Source organism: Pseudocolwellia sp. AS88 (genome assembly GCF_030551755.1).
Classification (GTDB): Bacteria; Pseudomonadota; Gammaproteobacteria; order Enterobacterales; family Alteromonadaceae; genus Pseudocolwellia.
In genome coordinates this window covers 93,481-114,829 of record NZ_JAUPEC010000001.1, presented here as the reverse complement: position 1 = coordinate 114,829, position 21,349 = coordinate 93,481, and the positions used below count along the sequence as shown (strand labels likewise).

At 34.9% G+C, this 21,349-nt stretch carries 19 protein-coding genes; 10 read left to right on the top strand and 9 right to left on the bottom strand.

From position 1 onward, the window contains the following. Position 1 precedes the first annotated feature (1 nt). The 4 genes from Q5N69_RS00530 (at position 2) to Q5N69_RS00515 (ending at position 4,979) form a co-directional block, all read left to right on the top strand. The gene (locus Q5N69_RS00530) at positions 2–2,866 is read left to right on the top strand and encodes a glycosyltransferase (protein WP_304366610.1); all 2,865 of its coding nucleotides are present in this window, start codon (positions 2–4) and stop codon (positions 2,864–2,866) included. A gap of 3 nt (positions 2,867–2,869) precedes the next feature. Next, the gene (gene asd / locus Q5N69_RS00525) at positions 2,870–3,793 is read left to right on the top strand and encodes an archaetidylserine decarboxylase (protein ID WP_304366608.1); all 924 of its coding nucleotides are present in this window, start codon (positions 2,870–2,872) and stop codon (positions 3,791–3,793) included. 53 nt (positions 3,794–3,846) lie between these two features. Next, positions 3,847–4,467, top strand: a complete 621-nt coding sequence (locus Q5N69_RS00520; protein WP_304366606.1) for a hypothetical protein — start codon at positions 3,847–3,849, stop codon at positions 4,465–4,467. Between the two features lie 158 nt (positions 4,468–4,625). Further along, the gene (locus Q5N69_RS00515; RefSeq protein WP_304366604.1) at positions 4,626–4,979 is read left to right on the top strand and encodes a Fis family transcriptional regulator; all 354 of its coding nucleotides are present in this window, start codon (positions 4,626–4,628) and stop codon (positions 4,977–4,979) included. 26 nt (positions 4,980–5,005) lie between these two features. Here Q5N69_RS00515 and Q5N69_RS00510 read toward each other — a convergent pair whose 3' ends face one another. The 8 genes from Q5N69_RS00510 to Q5N69_RS00475 all read right to left on the bottom strand — a co-directional run bounded on the left by Q5N69_RS00510 (position 5,006) and on the right by Q5N69_RS00475 (position 12,655). Then, on the bottom strand, positions 5,006–6,082 hold the full coding sequence (locus Q5N69_RS00510) for a HupE/UreJ family protein (protein ID WP_304366602.1): 1,077 nt from the start codon (positions 6,080–6,082) through the stop codon (positions 5,006–5,008). 53 nt (positions 6,083–6,135) lie between these two features. Beyond that, positions 6,136–7,161, bottom strand: a complete 1,026-nt coding sequence (locus Q5N69_RS00505) for a lipopolysaccharide assembly protein LapB (protein ID WP_304366600.1) — start codon at positions 7,159–7,161, stop codon at positions 6,136–6,138. A 64-nt stretch (positions 7,162–7,225) separates the two neighbouring features. After that, the gene (locus tag Q5N69_RS00500; protein ID WP_304366599.1) at positions 7,226–7,732 is read right to left on the bottom strand and encodes an Ig-like domain-containing protein; all 507 of its coding nucleotides are present in this window, start codon (positions 7,730–7,732) and stop codon (positions 7,226–7,228) included. A gap of 11 nt (positions 7,733–7,743) precedes the next feature. Beyond that, entirely contained in the window at positions 7,744–9,336 is a 1,593-nt protein-coding gene (locus Q5N69_RS00495) for a DUF4331 domain-containing protein (RefSeq protein ID WP_304366597.1), read from the bottom strand. Positions 9,337–9,741: 405 nt separating this feature from the next. Beyond that, complete coding sequence (locus Q5N69_RS00490; protein ID WP_304366595.1) at positions 9,742–10,425, bottom strand: anti-sigma factor; 684 nt, start codon at positions 10,423–10,425, stop codon at positions 9,742–9,744. After that, entirely contained in the window at positions 10,422–10,958 is a 537-nt protein-coding gene (locus Q5N69_RS00485; protein WP_304366593.1) for a sigma-70 family RNA polymerase sigma factor, read from the bottom strand. The genes Q5N69_RS00490 and Q5N69_RS00485 overlap by 4 nt, the downstream gene beginning before the upstream one ends. 283 nt (positions 10,959–11,241) lie before the next feature. Next, complete coding sequence (locus tag Q5N69_RS00480; protein WP_304366591.1) at positions 11,242–11,640, bottom strand: hypothetical protein; 399 nt, start codon at positions 11,638–11,640, stop codon at positions 11,242–11,244. A 118-nt stretch (positions 11,641–11,758) separates the two neighbouring features. Further along, positions 11,759–12,655 (bottom strand): LysR family transcriptional regulator, encoded by an 897-nt coding sequence (locus tag Q5N69_RS00475; protein WP_304366590.1) that lies wholly within the window; start codon positions 12,653–12,655, stop codon positions 11,759–11,761. A 221-nt stretch (positions 12,656–12,876) separates the two neighbouring features. Between Q5N69_RS00475 and Q5N69_RS00470 the strand changes: the two genes are divergently transcribed. The 4 genes from Q5N69_RS00470 to Q5N69_RS00455 all read left to right on the top strand — a co-directional run bounded on the left by Q5N69_RS00470 (position 12,877) and on the right by Q5N69_RS00455 (position 19,074). Continuing rightward, positions 12,877–13,398 (top strand): NADPH-dependent FMN reductase, encoded by a 522-nt coding sequence (locus Q5N69_RS00470; RefSeq protein ID WP_304366589.1) that lies wholly within the window; start codon positions 12,877–12,879, stop codon positions 13,396–13,398. Between the two features lie 214 nt (positions 13,399–13,612). Continuing rightward, a complete protein-coding gene (locus Q5N69_RS00465; protein ID WP_304366587.1) occupies positions 13,613–14,533 on the top strand; it encodes a sensor domain-containing diguanylate cyclase in 921 nt (306 codons plus the stop codon). A 1,021-nt stretch (positions 14,534–15,554) separates the two neighbouring features. Next, the gene (locus Q5N69_RS00460) at positions 15,555–16,535 is read left to right on the top strand and encodes a helix-turn-helix domain-containing protein (protein ID WP_304366585.1); all 981 of its coding nucleotides are present in this window, start codon (positions 15,555–15,557) and stop codon (positions 16,533–16,535) included. Between the two features lie 1,102 nt (positions 16,536–17,637). Next, entirely contained in the window at positions 17,638–19,074 is a 1,437-nt protein-coding gene (locus Q5N69_RS00455) for a sensor domain-containing diguanylate cyclase (protein WP_304366583.1), read from the top strand. 24 nt (positions 19,075–19,098) lie between these two features. Here Q5N69_RS00455 and Q5N69_RS00450 read toward each other — a convergent pair whose 3' ends face one another. After that, positions 19,099–19,275, bottom strand: coding sequence for a hypothetical protein (locus tag Q5N69_RS00450; protein WP_304366582.1), 177 nt, complete (start codon positions 19,273–19,275; stop codon positions 19,099–19,101). A gap of 453 nt (positions 19,276–19,728) precedes the next feature. Between Q5N69_RS00450 and Q5N69_RS00445 the strand changes: the two genes are divergently transcribed. Both Q5N69_RS00445 and Q5N69_RS00440 read left to right on the top strand, forming a co-directional pair. Next, positions 19,729–20,622 (top strand): LysR family transcriptional regulator, encoded by an 894-nt coding sequence (locus tag Q5N69_RS00445; RefSeq protein ID WP_304366580.1) that lies wholly within the window; start codon positions 19,729–19,731, stop codon positions 20,620–20,622. Positions 20,623–20,757: 135 nt separating this feature from the next. After that, on the top strand, positions 20,758–21,273 hold the full coding sequence (locus tag Q5N69_RS00440; protein ID WP_304366579.1) for an NUDIX hydrolase: 516 nt from the start codon (positions 20,758–20,760) through the stop codon (positions 21,271–21,273). The last annotated feature ends 76 nt before the right edge of the window (positions 21,274–21,349 follow it).

The window sequence follows — 21,349 nt, the reverse complement described above, 5'->3', positions numbered from 1 at the left end:
TATGCTACAAGTATCTAATGCTACAAATACGATATCCCCTTTAAAAAAGCATGTTAGCAAGAGCTCTTTTAGAGAATCTTTAAAAAATGAATATGACGAATTTTTACAATTACAAAAAAACAAATACAACAGCGAAGATTGCTTAAAAGTCGATTTGCATTGTCATGATCATAATAGCGATGTACCCGACGAGTTATGGGGCCGTATACTCAGACTCCCTGAAACTTGGTTAAAAACCACAGAGCTAGTCGCGCTACTTAAAAAGAACAATATGGATGTAGTTACTGTAAGCAACCATAATAACGCGCGATCATGTTGGCAACTTATCGAGCAAGGTATTGATGTTCTTGTGGCTGCGGAGTTTACCTGTTACTTCCCTGAATACGAATTATACATTCATGTATTAACCTACGGTTTCACGAAAGAACAGGAGAATGTATTAAACGAGAAGCGTCAAAACATCTATGATTTTCTCCGTTATACAGCTCAAGCTAACTTACCCGTGATCATGCCGCATCCACTATACTTTTATACAAAAAATGAAAAAATCGATTTAAGTTTATTTGAAAAACTGGCCGTAATGTTTCAACGCTTTGAAGTATTAAATGGACAGCGTGATCTTTGGCAAAGTGTTTTAACCTTGAATTGGGCGCAAAGCTTAACACCTGAAAAAATTGTCGCTTATGCTAAAAAGCACCATTTAAATCCGGTTGATTTTGGCGTAAATCCTAATAAAGCTAAAATACTCACAGGTGGCTCTGATGATCATACAGGTATTTTTGCAGGCCAGTGTGGTTCAAACCTTTATATACCTAATTTAGCTAAACGTTTAGAAACAGAAAAACCATCGGCACTTGCTCTAGAAGCTTTACGAGAAGGTAATGTAGCGCCCTTCGGACAAATAGGCGAAAACCAAAAACTCAATATCGCCCTACTTGATTATTTCTCACAAGTTGCCACCAAAATCACTGATCCAGGTTTACTGCGCATTATGCTTCATAGAGGCTCAGCATGGGACAAAATTGGTTGTTTTACTATTAGTAACTTTTTGTTAGAAATGCAGAAAAATAAAAAAGCGATGAAGTTTTTTCAATTTATTCACGATGCTTTACAAGGTAAAAAACCCAACAAGTTAATCAAATGGAAAACCTCTAAAAACTATCGTTTCTGTTTCGAATATTTAGAGCAAATAGCTGACAGTAAAAACAAATCACCTGAAGAGTTTGTTAGCACAGTTAACGAAGTTATTGGCCACTTGTTTACCTATTTAAATAAGCTAATGGCAAATAAAATTGAAGAAACGATTGGCACTAACACGAGTAAAAATAAAGACACTAAACTCCGTAATATATCTACCGAAGAAATCACTCGAAAGTTTGAAGTACCTAGCCAACTTACCGCTTTATTCTTTGGTAATAATGTAAAAAAAGACAACATGAGTAATGTAAAGGTAGAAAAGCTACTCGATCATCTCTCATTTCCTCTGCTCATTAGCACCTTCCTAGCTGGAGCAACATTAGCTTCAACAAGAGTGTTATATCAAAATCGTAACCTACTAAATGAATTTGCAGAACACTTAGGTAAAAACCGCCATCAAAATAAGGCGTTATATTTAACCGATACATTGCGCGATAAAAATGGCGTATCAAATTCCCTATCGGGCAAACTCAAAGAAGTACAAAAAGCCGACTTGCCTATCGACTTTTTAATTTGCCATAACGATATAGCGCAAGAACCTCACTTGTTTGTTGTTCGACCTATATCAAGCTTTTCGGTACCCCATTATCACGATCAAGAAATTCGTTTACCTGATTTGATGGAAATAGCTCGTATATTTTATGAAGGAGGTTATGACCGCATAGTTTGTTCAACAGAAGGTCCTATGGCTGTCGTTTCGTTATTTTTGCAGCAAATGTTTAATGTACCCAGTTACTTTTTTATGCACACCGACTGGATCGACTTTATCAAACACGGTACCGATTTAACGCAATACGAGCGAGACCGTGTTCGTCGTTTATTACGTGCTTTGTATAATCGCTATGATGGAATATTTGTATTAAACACTGAACATAAATCTTGGTTAACTGACCACGAAATGCAATTAGACCCAAGTAAAGTTTTTCTTACTGCACATCATACACAACCAAGAGATGAAGCAGTTACAAAGATAAAAAAATCAGACGTTATTGCCGATGCGACTGACACTACTCCTATTTTATTTATTGCATGTCGAGTGAGTAAAGAAAAAGGCTTATTCGATTTACCTGAAATCATTGCCAAGGCTAAACAAAGTATTCCTGATTTACGCTTGGTTATTGCAGGCTCAGGTCCAGCAACAGAAGAGCTTAAACAACGGTTACCTGAAGCGGTATTTTTGGGCTGGCAGAGCAAAGAGCAATTAGCTGCTTTATACCTTACTTTAGATTTATTTATTTTTCCTTCTAAGTTCGACACCTTTGGTAATGTAATTTTAGAGTCTTTTGCACATGGCATGCCTACCTTAGCTTATAACTGCAAAGGGCCTAAAGATATTATTCAACATGAAATCAATGGTTACTTAGTTGAAACTATTGATGAAATGGCAAGTAAAGTGGTTCAGTTCTTTGACCAAAAAACACAACGTCAACTAATGAAAAACAATGCCTTAGTAAGAGCCGCTGAGTATCAGGCGCAACCCATAATGCATCAGTTTATGTGTGATTTGGGTTTAGATATACCGGAGCATTATGTTATTCAAAGTAATGTCGATAGTATTCCAAACACCTCTGAAACGACTTTCATTCCTGCTGAGGTTGAATACGCCTCCTGCGAAAATGAAAACATCCCTTTAAAAATAGAAAACTTAACAGAAAAAACGGTCGCATAATTTATGACAAAACTTACCCATGCGCTAACTAAGCAAGAGCAGCTTAATTTTCTAATCACCAACCGTATTCCAAGACGCTGGCTAACACAGTTTATGGGATGGTATAGCGCTATAGAAAATCCAATACTAACCAAAGCCTCTATCGCAATTTGGCAGTTGTTTTCAGAAGACCTAAGGCTTGAAGATGCTAAAAAGCAAAACTTCAAAAGTTTACAAGAATGCTTCACTCGTGAACTTAAAAAAGGTTTACGCCCTGTAGATTCAGACAAAAACTTAGTCACTAGCCCGTGTGATGCCATTGTTGGAAGTTGCGGTGATATTGAAGGGACTCGTGTATTTCAGGCAAAAGGGTTTCCTTATGAGTTAAGTGATTTAATCCCCGACTTCCATTTAAACAACAAATACCGTAACGGTAAGTTTATTACCCTCAGGCTTAAAGCCAGTATGTATCACCGTTTTCATGCACCTATAGACTGCTCCGTTCAAAAAGTTAATTACATTTCTGGCGATACATGGAATGTAAATCCGGTGGCGCTAAAGCGTGTTGAAAATCTATTCTGTAAAAATGAACGTGCAGTTATCGAGCTAAAAACTGATGATCCCGATAGCAGCATAACCTTAGTACCTGTGGCTGCAATTTTAGTCGCTTGTATGAAATTTAATTTTCTCCCTAAACCTTTAAATATTAAATATAAAGGGCCTAATTACATTCACTGTAATGCTCGGTTTAAGAAAGGTGATGAGATGGGATACTTTCAACACGGTTCAACCATTATTCTCTTTGCAACAGCTAACTACGAGTTTTGTGAAGGAATAGAAAATGGACAACGAGTCAACATGGGACAAGCATTAATGAGTGGACACAATGTTCAATCAGGCGAGCTAAAAACCACAAAGAGCTCTTCAAGCTTTAAACACATGAATTAAAAGATTATCAATTACTTAAACTTACTTAACACTAACATTGAAATAGGATATTTATGAAATTTTATGACGAACTTCAAAAACAACGTTGGGATGATCACCGTTTTTACCATCACAATCGAATCAACCAGTTCTTACATTTATTAAGTGCTTGTTGTTTTTTAGCGAGTTATGTTTTGGTGTTTTACTACCCTGCTGCCGCTGCTTTAGTTGGCTGGTTGTTAGCGATGACATTGCGCCAAACAGGCCACTTCTTTTTTGAACCAAAAACTTATGACCAAGTAAATCAAGCGACACACGAGCATAAAGAAAGCGTGAAAGTCGGTTACAACTTACAACGTAAAGTTATTCTTCTTTCAATTTGGGCATTAGTACCTGTTATTTTGTTTTTCGAACCATCATTCTTTGGCATGATGCAGGAACATACAGAAATAATGAGCTTTATTAACAACATGGCTATAATTTGGTTAATTGTTGGTTTTGGCGCCGTGATATTTCGTACCGTACACTTATTTAAATTAATGGGAGTTCAGTCAGGTTTAGTGTGGTTTACTAAAATTCTTACCGACCCTTTTCACGATATAAAAATTTATCACAAATCTGTTTATCATCTAATGAAAGGTGAAATGTACGACGATATGACTGATTGGTACGAAGAAACACCTAAAACACACTAACTTAACCCCAAGTTAGTGTTCTCAAAAAGTATCAACCAATAAAATGTAGAGCCAAGCGCTCTACATTTTGCTTTTAAGATTATTTGATTCACGCAAGTAATTGATGTTCGTCTATTTAAGCACTACTATTATTAAATTAGCACTTAAATAAGAACAAGATGAATAAGCAAGATAAAAAATTTGAGAAAGAGCTCATAAAAGCTCTTACACATTGTTGTGAACAATTTAAACCAGAAGTTGACGGGTTTGAATGGTTAACTCACACCCTTAACTTTTCTAATATCCAACAAAGTATTCGCATTATTTGTGTATTTGAAAGCAATATTCAATTAAGCAACGCTATAGATAAAGACGATTTAACCAGAATGAGTAACGCACTAGTAGATTGTTTAAAACAATTAGGCATTACAATAAAAAAACCGACCCAACACATTATTTTTGATAGTGAAGAAAACTGTGATGCTTCACACCAAGGTAATTGGCAACAAAGACTTAGCGAGCAATATAGCTAGCTAAGTCAGTAGTTTCTTTATTTCTTTTAAAAGCGTTCAATACACCATTGCACTGCAACAGCTGCTATTGCGAGAGATCCTAAAGGCATTACCCACTTCTTATACCAATTAAAGTTTCGAGCCCAAATTAATAAAGGTAAAGCTACGGCTAAAATAGCAAGCTGACCTAACTCCACACCTAAATTAAATGCCAGTATACTCAATAGTTGAAAGTTTTCAGATAAACCGAGTTCGCTTAACACACTGGCAAAACCCATCCCATGTAATAAACCGAAAGCAAAGGTGATCCAACCTAATCGTAGTATAAGTGGCCACACATTATTAAATGCAGTTAACAACACAGAAAATGCAATACCCAGCTCAACCCAACGACTGCTAAACGAGATTATATTTAATGCAGTTGCTGTTAGCGTAATTGAATGTGCCAGCGTAAATGCAGTAATGATCCAAGCTGTTTTCTTAAATATTGCTAGCTTTGTTGGGTTAGCTTCCCAAGTGTCTTGATTTCGAACTAATACAGAAGTTAACAACAAAGTTATTAAAAATAAAACATGATCTATACCCATCCAAATATGTAAAACACCTTGATAGGTATACTGAGTAAAGGTGGTCAAGTAATCTGGTTTTTCAAGATTAAGAATTTGAGATGGATTAGATTTACTTAATACTCGACTCGCATTGTTCAGGTTAATAATAGCTTTATGATTATCGTCAATATCAAAAAGAGCACTATAGGTGATCCTCACCTCAGCATCTGATGTACAAGTAAAAGTAACAGGAATAACTAAGTAAGCTTCGTTGTAATGATTATCAACTTTGTAATCACCAATATTCACTAACGGACACGGAGTAGTGCCTTGTTCTAATTGAATACTGTTACCAACAAGTTCGTTAATGGTGGGCGCTTTAGTCTTTATTTCATACCAACTGACTTGTTTATCTTCATCAAGATCAAAGGAAACAATTTGTTCTAAATCAGAAATTTGTATCTGCCAGTTTCCTGTGTATTGAGCATTGTCTTTGTTGTATTCAAGGTTGAGATAGCTGGTGCTAAGTTGATGGGCTTGAATAGATGGCACACTGAAAAAGTATAATAAGCACATAAATAAACTTGTGGTTATTAAAGACCTTACGTTGGAAGAACTAAAATTCATTACTACTCCGTACCTTTTAACTGAGCTTCAACTAATAATTGCTTGTCGCTGCTCATTTTTGCTTGTTTTAAATTGATTGTAGCCCAATAAATAGCTTTGCTTGTATTAGGCTCTACTTCTAAATAGTATTTGGCGAGATCACTGGCGTGAAAAGTATCTTGTCTTAGTTCGCGAAGTGCTATTCGCTTTTTAATCAAGGTTTGCCATGTAGTATTTTGAGTGACTTTTTCAGCTATTGCTAATCTTATTAATAAAGAATCTTCTAAATCATCAACATTGTTTAATAAACCACCTAACGAACTAAGTACTTGCTGATGATTATTTAAACCTAATTGAATATCTGCCCATAGTGCAATCAAACTTACAGGTGACTGATTAAGTTGAATATTATCTAGGTGTAGTAAAGCGTCATCATAGCGTTTAAGTCGGTAAGCCATCTCACTTAATACTTGCAATGTGTATTCACTTATTTCTTTGTTACGAGTTATTTTTAGTAGTGAATTATAACTTTGTTCTAACTGCCCTTCTTGGCTACGTATATCTAATACACAAGTCGATGTAGTCATAATACTTACGCTGCCAATAAGCGCAGTACAATGTTGTTTAGCTTGGGTGAATTCACCTTTTATCATCAACATATTCGACAGTAACATGTGGGTATTACTTTGTTGTTTTTTTGTGGCAGGTTTAATCGTTAAAGTTTCTTCGGCGATAGCAATAGCTTCATCAAATTGATGCTCTTTTTGCAATACTCTCGCATATAAATAGCCAATTTTTAGCGTAGGTGCTTGTTGATATAATTTTGCTAAACGAACTTTAAGTGCACCTTGTAAACGTTCAGTTTGACCAACATTTTGACTGTTTAAAACAAGTTGCTCTATTTCATCAATAGATAACTCTACTTTAAGCAATGAATGTGAAGCAGTAATAATGTCATTATCTTTAGGTGTGTGTGCCGTTGCCAAAGAATAATGGGAAAATAAAAGACTAGCGAATAGAAATGAGTTTTGAATCGTTTTGGTTATCATTACAGTTGTCCTAAAAAGCCATCCTTGGCATGAGGTCAAAAATTCAATGTATAAAATTTTCTAATTATTGAACTAACAAGTCGTCAAAGTTAACTTCTTCACCAGCGTTAAAGTAAGCTCTACCATTAACGGTAAGTGGTTCGGCATCCGTACTTTGATTAAATGCATCATTAGTAAACTGAACAAAATCAACATCTAATGTTTCAATAGTTATACTTACCGTAGCTGTAGCTGTTTCGCTCGAAGGATCTTGAACAATAAATCTAAAACTATCGGCTCCAGTAACACCTGTATTAGGTGTGTAGGTATAACTACCTGATTCAGTAATAACTACGTTACCTAAAGCAGGCTCTGAATCTAATGAAAATGTAATGCTATCTCCATTAGGATCCGTTGCCATAAGCATGTCGGTAATAGCAACTTCAGTTTGTGTTGTTACTGTGGCGTTTTCAGCTATTGGCGCTTTATTAACTTCAGGCTTTTTATCATCGCTATTACACGCACTTAATGCAGTAACCGCGAGACATAACCCTAAATAATTAAGCTTTTGTTTTAAGTTTACGTTAAGCATAGCGATGCTCCTTATTTAGAACCAGCAAGTGGAGTAGCTAAATACGGAAAGCTTGCATCCATCATAGTTGCATGAATTGGCGCGCCATCTGTAAACGGAACAGTACCAACACTTGCGTCTTCAGGAACACATAAGCCTAAGTCAGTATCAACGCCACCAACAGGAATTGGATGACATAAACGTCCCATAACAACACGCAATGCGATATCAACTACATCATCACCTGGGCGACGACCGTTTGGAAAACCTGCTAAATCGTTACCAACAACACCAAATGTTGATTGGTCAGCTTGAGCTGTAGCAGCAATACCTGTATTTAAACGTAACATTTCAGACGGTGTAACTGTTGCTTGTTGGTTAACACCAGCAAAACCAGTTAAGAATGCTGTAATTAAATCAGTACGTGGAAAGTTAGTTGGCGCTAGTGTTTCAATTTCAGCACCTAAAGTGGTATTTACAGCATCTTTAAATAGAATATTTAACAATTCTGGTAAAGCAGGATGCGAAACATAATCTAAAAACTGACCATCGTCGTGCGGATGTGATGTAGAAAATGCATCTTTATCTTTAATACCAATAACCAATTCATTCACTAACGGATTACCTAAACGAGATACCTGCGTAAGTGCCCCGCCATTAGCGGCATTATTAGCAAAGCTAGCATCAGGGTTCAAAATACGTGCCTGTGGTAAACTTGCTGTTGTCCAAGAACCAATAACACCGTTACCGTCACCTGTTAAACAACTTTTAGGTACTTCAATAGCGATAGAAGTAATGTTTTTATCGACTAAATCATCGTTATCCATTGATTGCGTAATACCACCTGGGAAACCGCCAGTATCTCCAGCACCTGGAGCACTATCACCTTCAATAGGTACATAGTTAACTAAATCGAATGTTTTACCTAGGTTTACAACAAATGGGTCTTTACGTTGCCCAACAAATACTTTTGCCATAGCTTCACAACCTGGTAATGCTACGTCGTAAACATATTGGTCAGCATACGTTTGATAATTTTGTTCTGAAGTAAACGTTTTGTTACCAATGTAATCAAGTGGCTTCATAAAGCTGTCTGATGTTGAAGAAGAGTTCGTTAATGTTGCTTTACTACCTGTCGCTTGAGGACCCGTGACCATAGCCATGGTATAACTTTCACTGAAATTGGCTGCACTATCGTCTCCAGCAGAAACACCACCAATATTTTTAAGAGGTACAGAAACGGTACGTTGATTACCCTCTGGACCAACTGTTAACTGTACGCCTTGATTGTTATTAGGTAGCGTACTAGTGAAGTTAAATTGGAAAGTGATATCTTCCATCGCATCACCATCATTATCGATGTGAATGCTATAAGTTGCATCTGGGTCCATAGCAAAATAATTAGGTCCACCGTATGCATCTTGCAATGGAATATAGTTAGCAATAAGTGTTACGAATCCGCCACGACCTTCCTCATAACTATTAAATGCAAAGAAATCTGTAGAATCTAATGTTGGAAAACGACTAATGTTTGGCGCTTCTCTATGACTTGAAGCTTTGCTTGGTGCGCTTACTAAGGTACTACATATTACTATCGCTAAAAGCGAAGGAGTGAAAGCTTTCATGGTTGTTCCCTTTATTTTTAATTAGTATCAATAGTAATAACGGGCGAGTTTTTATATTGGATGCAAAATAATTAAAATTAATTATTTAATATTGAAACCATCAACTAACCTATTGAATAAATTAAAAATAAAAAATCATTAATATAAAAATAACGAAGCCTCATAACTAACCTCATACTTTTAATATTTATTTTAAGAGGGACGAAAAGCTTAAAGGGAATACTCAATGGTATATATGGAGGGTTTTATAATGAATGGGTAAAGCTAATTTTAAAGATACAAAGGTGAGGATAATAAGAGCGTAGATTATTACTTTTTGCCTAAATTACGTTGAGCGTTAGTTTATTTATCCGCAAAAAAATATACGAATAAATAAACCAACGAATACTCTAACCAAATATTTACTTATAAAGTAACAAGTTTACTTGTGTACAATACTTCTGTTGGCGCACCATTTGGCGAACCGCCTAAAGGCTCTAAACTTACGGCTAATATATTAATGTTATCAACAACAAATTGCTGATTTTTAGCCAACAATATTGTACCGTTTTTAGGTAGTAGCCCTAAAGAAATAGGTGCTTCTTGGTCTTTAACAATCATCCATAGCTCATAATCTTTATCGCTTATCGTATCTAACTGACTACTTGCTCTAACCGACAAACCTTGTTCGCGCACATCAATAAACCATAATGCTTGCTTAGCTTCATTCTCTACTAATGCAAACTGCTGAGTGCTTTCAACAATAGGTGATACAGGTTGCAGTAATATTATGGCTAATACTAAACTTGCTGCCGTTGCAATTAACGACCATTGGCGCCAAAATCCTGGTTTAGTTTTAATCACTGTGCTTGGTGTTTTTCTCGTTTCAAGGCGTTGCAAAATCTGTTGCCATACCTTTTCGTCAGGCTTCACAGGCTTAATAGCACTTGAAAGACTATTAAGATTAGCTTCCCATGTATGAGTTGCTTCACGCGCCATAGTAGAAGTAAGCATTAATCGCTGAAAACGTTTACGAGTAAGTCCTTTAAGCGTACCTAAAACATACTGTGCAGCGAGTAAGTCGACAAGTTCGGGATCGTTATATTTCATAATGATAAACACCTTTGTAGCTGTTGTAGTCCACGTCTTATCCAACTTTTTATTGTGCCTAACGGAATACTAGTTTGATTCACTAATTCTGTATGGCTAAGACCTCGATAGTAGGCAAGATGGATCACCTGCTTTTGTTGCACCTCTAATTCTTCAATGCAATTAACAAGCTTAGTGTCTGAGTCGTAATCAACTTCAATAAACTCTTCACTTATTGTATTAAGACTTTCATCGCTAGATAAAATTTCTTCTTTACGCACCTTGTTGTAACGCAACACATCTAAACATCGGTATCTCACAATGCTTATCATCCATGAAATAACACTACCTTTTGATGAGTTGTATTCTGATGCGTTATGCCAAATTTTGACAAAAGCATCCTGTAATACTTCTTCCGCATGAGCTCGGTTAGTTAACATTTTTAAGCTAATGGCAAATAACTTGCTGCTCGTCTCCTCATAGAGTTGTGCAAATGCTTTTTTATCGCCTTGAGCAGTCGCACTAATTAGAGAGAGTAATTCATCACTTTGCATAATTTACCTTTTTTCTTATATAAACGTTCGACATGGATTTTTGGATGCAGCTTATTTATAAATTTTGAAATAAATATAAAAATGCATAATAGAAGAAATAATTGATATACGTATATATCGCTAATAACTGTAGCATTACATTCATTCAACCGATATAGATAAAAAACCTAGAGCAGAGACAAGGAGATGAATATTATGGGGGTTTTAGTGTGAGCTAGGTATTTAAGAGGGAGTAGAACAAAATAAGAGTTTGTTCTTTTGTCCTACTCAATTGAGTGCTAATTTACTCGTATGATACTTTCGCTTTATTTTTTAATTTCTCTTTGTAGACTGGGTATAAATTATAAGTAGAGTAAAACTCTGTATGAAATGCTTTCCAAGCCGTTTTTTCTATCGCTAAGTTAACTTCACGAACTTGATGGGCAGGAACTTCTAAAGTAACAACTTGGCCAATCCCCATCATTACATACCAACTAACAACAGAAACACCTTTAGGTGGAAATGAGTCAAAAAAGCCTTGCTTGGCTAGAATTTCCTGTGTTTCATCTAAGATTTTAGTTTGATCGTGTTTTAAGAAAACAGTCAGTAAAACTGAATCTTTCGGCTGCTTATCAGCCCCCTGTTCAGCTAAAGAAGTAAAGCTTGTTATAACAAGCACACATAACATAAATAATTTAATCATAAATTTTCCTTTTTAAGATAGATTTTTAAAGACTTATTAAGAGATTAAATATTAGAGGATAAAATAACGACACACAAGGTAATAGTCATTAAAACCATAAGGAAAATGTGAAAATAAATTAATGAACACTCGTTAATAAATCTAAGAACTTCCTCACTTTCGGTGATAAATGTTTCCTGCTGGGATATAAAGCATAAATATTGATAGGTGTTTGCTTGTAGCCTTCAAATAAAACAACAACTTGTTTTTCTTTTAGCTCTTTTTCCATATAGAAAGCAGGTAAACGGCATATCCCCTTATGTTGAAGCACCATAGCTAATTCCATTTCAGCGTTATTACAAAGGATAGTTGCAGGTACTTCCACCTGCACTTTTTCACCTTCTAAAGATTCAAACTTCCATTTTGTTGGGCTTTTCAGATTACTATAACTCAAACATTTATGAGCCACTAAATCCTCTGGTTTTTTAGGTATTCCATTCAGTGTTAGATATTGATGAGAAGCGACAATATGTGATTTATACGAGGCGATTTTTTTACAAACAAGTGTTGAGTCTTCTAGCTGATGCGTGGCTCTTATAGCCAGATCATATCCCTCTTGAATCACATCCACTTTCCGATCATTAAAATCCAAATCTAATTTTACATCTGGATATAATCGCGTGTAGTCAATTAAAGCTGATTGTAAATGACTCATCCCATAACCAATAGGACAACTCATTTTAAGTACACCTTTGGGCTCAATGTTAGCTTGATTAATAATACCTAAAGCCTGTTCTGCATCAATGTTCATTTGCTCACATTGTTGGAAATAAGCCTGCCCTTCTGGTGTTAAACTTATCTTCCGCGTTGTACGGCTCAGTAATCTCACTCCAAGACGAGATTCTAACTTGTTAATTTCTTTACTTATATATGATGTTGAATGCCCATTAATAATTGAAGCTGCAGTAAATCCTCCACTATTAACAACTTGTGTAAATAGTACAACGCCATCAAATAGTTTTAGGTCTTTAATCATGCTTATCTCTCATTAAATTTCTATTACACTCTATAATCTAAGCATAACTTTGTAACCTTGCGATTAACAGTTATATGGAAACAATGTTTACATAAAAAACATATTAATCATTAATCGGAAACTATATAAAATACCTACATAAAATAACCATACAAAAAAGTCAAAACACCAATGACTTTAATTACAATCAAGTTTGTTCCTAAATATAAAGAGAGATTTAAATGAAAATTTTAGCTTTTGCCGCCAGCAGTAATAAAAACTCGATTAACAAAAAGCTAGTAACTTATGCAGCAAACTTAGCTGAAAATGCTGAAATAGATATTATTGATATTAATGATTATGAAATGCCTATTTTTAGTGAAGATAGAGAAAAAGAGTTAGGTCAACCGCAGCAAGCTAAAGACTTTTATCAAAAGATTGGCGAAGCAGATGCGATTATTATTTCGTATGCTGAGCACAATGGTACTTATACTGCCGCGTATAAAAATTTATTTGATTGGACATCTAGAATCAATCAAAAGGTTTATCAAAATAAAGCGATGGTAATTTTAGCCACTACACCAGGCCCTGGCGGAGCGAGTTCAGTTTTAAATACAGCGGTAACTTCAGGTCCATATTTTGCTGCTAATATTATAGGCTCATTATCAGTACCAAGTTTTTATGATAATTTTGATAGTGAAACAGGAAAGCTATCAAATCAGGCATTAAACGATGAACTTAAAGCGATAATTAATAAGCTTTAACTCTCTATTTTTTACGGTAAACATCGTTAGACAAGTTGTTAATTCAATCACTTAATAACTTGTCTTTACACTCTTTTACAAACCATATCTATTTTTTACTTTTGTACACATCTCTTTTTTCAACAAGTCATCTATACTGATATGAAATCAGTAATTTAAGTATAGAGTGAGTATGATACCGCCTAAAAATCCTGATAATGAAAAAGAAAGGCTTATGGCTTTAAAGTGTCTAGGTATATTAGACACTCCAGCACAAGAGCACTTTGATCGCATTACTCGAATGGCAAAACGCTTATTTAATGTTCCTATTTCATCAATTAGTTTAATTGATGAGAACAGACAATGGTTCAAATCTAAAGTTGGACTTGAAGCGACTGAAACTCCAAGAGATATTTCATTTTGTGGTCATACAATTTTAAATGACGAAACATTTATTATTGAAGACGCATCGAAAGATGAACGCTTTGTTGCTAACCCGTTAGTTGCTGGTGAACCTTTTATTAAGTTTTATGCTGGGCACCCTTTAAAAACAAGAGATGGATATAATTTAGGTACGCTATGTATTTTAGATTTAAAGCCTAGAACACTTTCCAATGAAGATATTCTTACACTTAAAGATTTAGCATCAATTGTAGAAGATGAACTAAATGCCTTAAAGATGGCAGCATCTGACGAATTAACCAAAATCACCAATCGACGTGGCTTTATTGAATTAGCAAAACACGCCATAGCTATGAGTGCTAGGCAAAAAACTGAAAGTTATATAGCGTATTTTGATTTAAACAACTTTAAAGTGATTAACGATACTTATGGGCATTCAGCTGGTGATAAGGTTCTCGTATATTTTGCCAATCAGATGCAACTAACCTTCAGAGATTCAGATTTTTATGCACGAATAGGCGGAGATGAGTTTGTTGTTTTTCTATCAAACACCACGGAAGAACTAGCCAAAGATGCAATTGAACGATTAAAGTTAAATATTAAAAATAATTATGATAAAGATGAATTACCGCACCCAATTCTGTTTTCAGAAGGTTTAATCAAATATGATCAAGCGAGGCATCATGATATACACAATTTTATAAATGAAGCTGATTTAGCTATGTTTGAGAACAAAAGAAAAACGAAAGAGTAAGAATTAGAGTAAGTTTAATTAGCATGTTACTAACTGCTTTAAAATACAAATGACTTATCTATATTTCAACAAAAAATCCTGAGTAAAAAAGCGATTCAGCTAATTACATTTAACTATGCCAATAATATTGTGATCTTATTAGAGCTGGTATTTGGAGGTATATAGGAACACGGATAATCCATACTTTTACCACCAAGCTAACCAAATTTAGACACGTACTTATCACAACGAATAATTTTCTTAACCACCAAAGCGGTCGTTCGTCACCAAACTGTTAATGTTAACTTCGTGAGTAAAGAGAAAGTTAGCTATCGGTTGTTCTTTAGGTCAACTGATAGCCAAAAGCGGTCATAGATTTTTTGTGAAACCATGATCATATTTAGGGTAATAGCAACCTAAGTTCGCTGCTTGTTTGTGGGGCTTGTTTAAGCTCATAGCTGCTGTTAATATTATATTTTTTAACATTAACTATAGGTCTAAAGCTGTCAGTAGTGAATTAGAGTTCAAGGTCACTTTGTTAGCACAGAATGCGCAATCATTTAATTTTCACATACACTTTATAATAAACTATTTATGTCATATTACTAAAAATCTCAATTAGCAATTAAAGTCAATCCACTTTTAGCACATAAAATTTCCCCATCCCTAACTTCATTTCTTTAAGGTGGTTTACTTATGCCCTTGCTATGCTAAAAGTGACTCTAGTAATTGAACACTAAACTTTTACCTAAACTAATTACAAAATTGGATCTAGTGGAGCACCGTTAAAGTTACTATGGTGGCAGGACTCTTAGATGGAATAACTTGACCCTAGATTGACAATTTAGAAATAGTTAGGACGTATGATGTGGTTATTCTTTACAAATGAAGAACTAACTTGCGAACACACAAAAAACATTTAAATTTAGCTACTTAGCCTAATTGCAACCGCTGGTTGACAAATTAACAACCTGACTTGCTGGTCTGCAACTACCTGACTTTTTATGCTTACCGTTCAACAACAGAGGAAGGAATGAACTCGATGATATTAGCAGAAAAGATTGTCAGATTAAGAAAGCAAGTTGGCTGGTCGCAGGAAGAATTGGCTGAAAAGATGAATGTTTCTAGGCAGTCAGTCTCTAAATGGGAAAGCACTAATAGCATCCCTGATTTAAATAGAATAATTATATTAGCGGAGATTTTTGACGTTTCAACTGACTTTCTACTGAAAGATGAAAATGAAGTATTTGATTCCCGTGATAAAAGTAGAGAGCTTGATACCATTCAGGTTAGCTTGGAACAAGCCGTGAAGTATATTGAACATAAGATGGAAGTGTCAGCCTTAGTCACCAAGGGAGTTATGCTTTGTGTCTGCTCAGTAGTACCACTGTTTTTCTTCTTGGCATTGGCTGAAACAAATAGGTTAAATCTGACAGGCGATATTGCAGCAGCTATAGGAGTCGTGAGTATTTTAGTTATGGTCTCTATTGGAATAAGTTTTTTTATCAAAACCAACCAATATGAAAATGAAATAGCTGTGATAGATAATGAAGCATTTGAGTTGGCCTATGGTGTGCACAGCGTTTTTAAAGAAAAATTAAAAAAATTCAGAGTTACTTATAATCGAAGACTATCAGTAGGTATATTCATGTTCATTATCAGTTTTGTACCTCTGATGTTTGTTAGCATGTTTTTTGGTGGTTCAGGTATAATTTTAATGATGTTAATTGTACTGATTCTTATAATAGCAGCAGGAATATACATAGTGGCTCCTGTCTCTGCTAAATATGATGCCTACAACAATATTCTAAAAGATAGCTGCCTAGAGACAGCTAAAAGTAAACGTACAAAACGCGCAGAAAAGCTTGCTGCATTCTACTGGCCTTTGCTAACAGCTATATTTCTTGGCTGGAGCTTATGGACTATGGACTGGGGCGTAACCTGGATTGTTTGGCCTGTGGGTGCTGTCCTTTTCGCTGCATTAGTTGGGTTAATGGAATTGTTAGATAAAGAAGAGCCTTGAAAGCGAGGTATGTCCTATTCAGCAATACATACAGTGATTATGGAGTCAGCGATACAAAATATCTAACCTAAACCCACTAATACCGCGAATGTGGCAGATGTTAGTATGAAAGGTTAAGAGGCGTGATGCCTGATTTGTCGCTGGAGATGCCGCTTTGATTTAAAGCCTCTATGACCGCTTTGGTGGCTTAGTTGTCTGTCAGGATAAGGTAGTTCTACGTATTCTTAACACGGCCAAACAGCGCAAAAAGCTATCGATGCTAATGTCCGCTTTCGTATCTTTGCGGACTATTTTTTTGATAAGGTCACTCCCAAATCAAGACCCTTTTGTGGCATCAGTGATCGTATATATACAAAATTTCACTGGCATCTAAGAACTTAAAACAGACTAATCCTTAAGTGGCTTGGCTAAGATTCAACTTCCACTTTAGGTCAGGATAAGTATTCGTATTTATAATATTCTCACTTCAAGTAAGTACACAAGTAGCCACATGTACCAATGGCAAACCTCATGTTATGTGGTGTTCTCTGTTTATGTGATTGGAAGGCTGAACTGATGTAATTTTCCGGTAAAGTATGCACGATAAAAACTTACCTTAACTTCTTTAATGATTTTCTTGCTTTCAATATTATTTAGTAATTTACAAGAATATACTTTCAATTCTACTTCTTGCTCTACTTTCTCTTTACACTTCCATACCTGAATTTAAAGCAGGTAAATTAGTTTCATGAGAAATATCACGACGTAATTTAAAAGTAGGATTTTGCTCTGATGAGGTTAGAACAACAATATTTATTGAAGAAGGTTAGTATTTGAGAGCTTCCTAGCTTGATTACTACTTAAGATTGAATCATAGTGGCTGAGCATAAAAAAGTAATTAAATATGTTTTTTGTATAGTTAAGCAATAACTTAGTATGATTCAAAACACTTATGTATTTCCCATACACAATATTGTAACTTAGAGAAAATCATGGAGTGATATAACCAATTAAATATTACTTTAGACATTATTTAAAATAAGAGCTCCTTTATAATTATATATTTATTATTCAGAATAGCAGACTTTTCAACCAGCCCAGTTGGCTGTGACGGAAAATGTGAATGCATAAACGACAAAAAAACTTCAGTATACTTTTAGCTTTATTATTATTATCAGGTTTTATCATTACGAGTTGGTTAAGCTATCAAGTCGCTAGCAGCTCTCTTGGAAAACACATTGTTGACGAATCTCTTCCTCTTACTAGCGATAATATATACTCTGAAATTCAAAATGACTTATTCAAACCTATTTTTATATCGTCACTGATGGCACAAAATACTTTTGTTCGAGATTGGGAATTAAATGGTAAAGATGGCCCAGGAAAAGTTATAAAGTACTTAAATGAAATACAAATAAAATACGATCTACTCACCAGTTATTTTGCTAGTGATAAAAGCCTAAGCTACTATCACCCTAACGGTGATATTGAGAAAATGTCAAAAGATAATCCCGTAGATAGTTGGTATTTTTCTTTAAAAAATACGCCTGAATCACAAATGTATGAAATAGCCATAGACTTCGATGTATCTAATGCAAATAAGATCACCATATTTATTAACCATAAGGTTTATGACTATGATGATAACTTTATTGGAGCGACAGGCGTAGGCCTGGCTTTAGATAAAGTAGAAAATTTAATAGCAAACTACCAAAACCGATATCAAAGAACGATTTACTTTACAGATAAAGAAGGAAATATAGTTCTTAAAGGTGGGCAATTTAATCATTCATCTACCCTTGCAGAGCGCCTGAAAAATAACAAACTCACACAAAGTATTCTTAACACTACATCCAACACTATTAAGTATACGGATTCAAGTAAGAAAGTTTATCTAAATAGTCGGTTTATTAAAGAATTTGGTTGGTTTTTGATTGTTGAACAAGACGCTATAGACAGCGAAAAAGAGTTAACCGACACCTTTTTTATCAATATATTCCTCAGTATCCTTGTTACTGCAGGTGTATTAGCTGTTGCTCATATAGCGTTTAATAATTATCAAAATAAACTCGTGACTATGGCAAGTATAGATAAACTATCAGGCCTATTAAATAGACAAGCTTTTGAACCCATCATTTTAAATAATATTGAACAAAGTAAGAGAAAAAACACTCAGCTCTCGCTAGTAATGATTGATATAGACTTCTTCAAAAAAGTAAATGATACCTACGGACATTTGACGGGTGATAATATGATCAAACATATATCTAATATATGTAAGTCACATGCGCGTGAAAGTGATGCAGTTTGCCGATGGGGCGGAGAAGAGTTTATTATTTTGCTTGCTGATACCTCTATTGAAGGTGCACAAAAAATTGCTCAGCGCATACAAGATAACTTATCAAAAACAAGCGTTGAACCTAAGGTAACAATCAGTATCGGTATAACTGCATACCAACCAGATGAATCCTTAAGCAGCTTTATAGTTAGAGCTGATGATGCCTTATACGAAGCAAAGCATAACGGTCGCAACTGTATAAAAACAAAAAATAGTCACTAATGCTTAAAAAAGACTTTAAAGTCATTATATAGTTTTAGATTTACCCATAAATAATAAAACTAAAATTTCTTTTACACTGGCGTTTAATAACCAATAGCCAAAGCTTTTCTCTTGTTTTTTAGTTTTAACAACTACAGAAGTTAGGCTTCTTTTAGTTAAAGTATTCTGCTGAATAGCTTTTTGTTTCTGTGCTGCTTTCATTTCATCTCTACGATCTTGTGCTGCATTTGCACGTTCCGAAAATCGGCTTCTCGATTCTGAAGAAATATTGGCCAGTATACTGCCGCCGCCTGACTTTTTTACCTTTCGCTTTAGTTTTGGGTTTAGGTGAACTACATATATATTCCTCCATTATTTATAGTTTAAAATAATGAATAATGACTTAAAAAAATAAAATTAAGTTCAGTTAAATTAATAACTCTTAATTAATAGACCTGATATGTAATTAGAAAATTTCCAAGTCCCCTCTTATTCATCTGCTCAATACAAAATGAAGTGAGAATACTGCCCAACGACTTAAGCAATAAATAAAAAATATCCAGTTAACTGCGTTCTATATTTAAAAGTTTATTGATGAAAAATAATGATATAAATACAGAATTCTATGAATTAAACTCATACACCATAATTTCAATGAACAAATGAGTAGCCTCAATGATAGAACGGACACACTTATCAATCATCAGGGAAGTAAGCCGCCTAGGTACACTTACAGAAGCAGCTAACGCCTTATTTCTAACTCAGTCAGCATTAAGCCACGCGATAAAGAAATTAGAATCTCAGCTTGGCATTAAAGTGTGGTCGAAAGAAGGACGTAATTTACGCTTAACACAGGCGGGTGAGCATATATTGTCGGTAGCGAATAGGACCCTGCCCCAACTTGAGCATACTGAACATTTAATTGAGCAAATAGCTAAAGGTAAACGAGGCTCTTTAAGAATAGGAATGGAATGTCATCCTTGCTATCAGTGGTTATTAACTGTGGTTTCTCCATATTTAGAACAATGGCCTGATGTGGATTTAGACGTTAAACAACGCTTTCAATTCGGTGGCTTAGGCGCTTTGTTCAGCCATGATATTGATGCTTTGGTAACACCCGATCCATTGTTTAAGAAAGGTTTAACTTATCTACCCGTTTTTGATTATGAGCTGGTATTAGTTACTCATGAAGATCATATTTTAGCGGACAAGCCTTTTATTGTTCCACAAGACTTAAATAATGAAATATTGATTACTTATCCTGTTGAAACTGAACGCCTCGATATTTTTAGTCAATTTTTAGCACCTCAACAATGTAGTCCCTATAAGCATAAAACGATTGAAACAACCGATATCATGCTACAAATGGTGGCAAGTAAACGTGGTGTTTCAGCACTTCCTGCTTGGTTGGTCGAACAATATTCTAAAACTCTGCCTATTAAAGCCATTAAGCTAGGTAAAAAAGGTATTGCTAAACAAATTTTCATTGGCCTGAGGGAGAGTGATGTGACTATTGAATATATACAAAGTTTTATAGATATCGCCAGCAAGCACTCTACAACTCAGTAAATGTATATAACCTAAAGCCTTTCAATTTATAATCGAAGGCTTCAGGCTATTAAGTTAGTTCAAAATATTCGATAATATACATTCTTCTTTATTTGCTCTTTGATGTCTCTTTAATTAACCCTATAAGTACCTTTAATGAAATTATTAACCTCTGCTATTCATCCTGATCTTAACGATCTTTCTGGTTCAACGTTTATCCGTAAAGCAGCTCGAGCTATTGTGCTTAACGGCGAAGACATTTTACTTTTATACACTCAGAGATATCACGATTACACTTTACCTGGCGGAGGTATAGATGAAGGTGAAACCCATGAAGAAGGCTTAATAAGAGAACTACAAGAAGAAACCGGCGCGCATAATGTAACCAACATCGAAGCCTTTGGTTTATACGAAGAGTTCAGACCTTGGCACAAAGATGATTTTGATATTGTACATATGAAATCTTATTGTTTTGTATGTGATATTGACAGTCAATTACGTGATACAAAATTAGAAGATTATGAAATAAATAATGGTATGAAACCTGTTTGGATGAACATTCATGATGCAATAAAGCATAACGAAAAAACATTAGCTGAAAGTCCCAAAAAAGGATTATCTATTGTGCGTGAAACTTATCTATTAAAGCTTATTGTGAAGGAACTTTTATAAAAATGACTGTTATTATTCGTAGTACTTTGTCTCTTAAATACGAGATATAAAAAAAGCTCAACTTTACGAATATTTC

What these genes read in the sequence shown, in the direction of transcription:
- Q5N69_RS00440 (WP_304366579.1), top strand. Translation starts at nt 20,758, where the DNA reads ATGAAATTATTAACCTCTGCTATTCATCCTGATCTTAACGATCTTTCT.
- Q5N69_RS00470 (WP_304366589.1), top strand. Translation starts at nt 12,877, where the DNA reads ATGAAAATTTTAGCTTTTGCCGCCAGCAGTAATAAAAACTCGATTAAC.
- Q5N69_RS00480 (WP_304366591.1), bottom strand. Translation starts at nt 11,640, where the DNA reads ATGATTAAATTATTTATGTTATGTGTGCTTGTTATAACAAGCTTTACT.
- Q5N69_RS00490 (WP_304366595.1), bottom strand. Translation starts at nt 10,425, where the DNA reads ATGAAATATAACGATCCCGAACTTGTCGACTTACTCGCTGCACAGTAT.
- Q5N69_RS00515 (WP_304366604.1), top strand. Translation starts at nt 4,626, where the DNA reads ATGAATAAGCAAGATAAAAAATTTGAGAAAGAGCTCATAAAAGCTCTT.
- Q5N69_RS00450 (WP_304366582.1), bottom strand. Translation starts at nt 19,275, where the DNA reads ATGAAAGCAGCACAGAAACAAAAAGCTATTCAGCAGAATACTTTAACT.
- Q5N69_RS00510 (WP_304366602.1), bottom strand. Translation starts at nt 6,082, where the DNA reads ATGTGCTTATTATACTTTTTCAGTGTGCCATCTATTCAAGCCCATCAA.
- Q5N69_RS00465 (WP_304366587.1), top strand. Translation starts at nt 13,613, where the DNA reads ATGGCTTTAAAGTGTCTAGGTATATTAGACACTCCAGCACAAGAGCAC.
- asd (WP_304366608.1), top strand. Translation starts at nt 2,870, where the DNA reads ATGACAAAACTTACCCATGCGCTAACTAAGCAAGAGCAGCTTAATTTT.
- Q5N69_RS00460 (WP_304366585.1), top strand. Translation starts at nt 15,555, where the DNA reads ATGATATTAGCAGAAAAGATTGTCAGATTAAGAAAGCAAGTTGGCTGG.
- Q5N69_RS00485 (WP_304366593.1), bottom strand. Translation starts at nt 10,958, where the DNA reads ATGCAAAGTGATGAATTACTCTCTCTAATTAGTGCGACTGCTCAAGGC.
- Q5N69_RS00530 (WP_304366610.1), top strand. Translation starts at nt 2, where the DNA reads ATGCTACAAGTATCTAATGCTACAAATACGATATCCCCTTTAAAAAAG.
- Q5N69_RS00500 (WP_304366599.1), bottom strand. Translation starts at nt 7,732, where the DNA reads ATGCTTAACGTAAACTTAAAACAAAAGCTTAATTATTTAGGGTTATGT.
- Q5N69_RS00445 (WP_304366580.1), top strand. Translation starts at nt 19,729, where the DNA reads ATGATAGAACGGACACACTTATCAATCATCAGGGAAGTAAGCCGCCTA.
- Q5N69_RS00455 (WP_304366583.1), top strand. Translation starts at nt 17,638, where the DNA reads ATGCATAAACGACAAAAAAACTTCAGTATACTTTTAGCTTTATTATTA.
- Q5N69_RS00495 (WP_304366597.1), bottom strand. Translation starts at nt 9,336, where the DNA reads ATGAAAGCTTTCACTCCTTCGCTTTTAGCGATAGTAATATGTAGTACC.
- Q5N69_RS00505 (WP_304366600.1), bottom strand. Translation starts at nt 7,161, where the DNA reads ATGATAACCAAAACGATTCAAAACTCATTTCTATTCGCTAGTCTTTTA.
- Q5N69_RS00475 (WP_304366590.1), bottom strand. Translation starts at nt 12,655, where the DNA reads ATGATTAAAGACCTAAAACTATTTGATGGCGTTGTACTATTTACACAA.
- Q5N69_RS00520 (WP_304366606.1), top strand. Translation starts at nt 3,847, where the DNA reads ATGAAATTTTATGACGAACTTCAAAAACAACGTTGGGATGATCACCGT.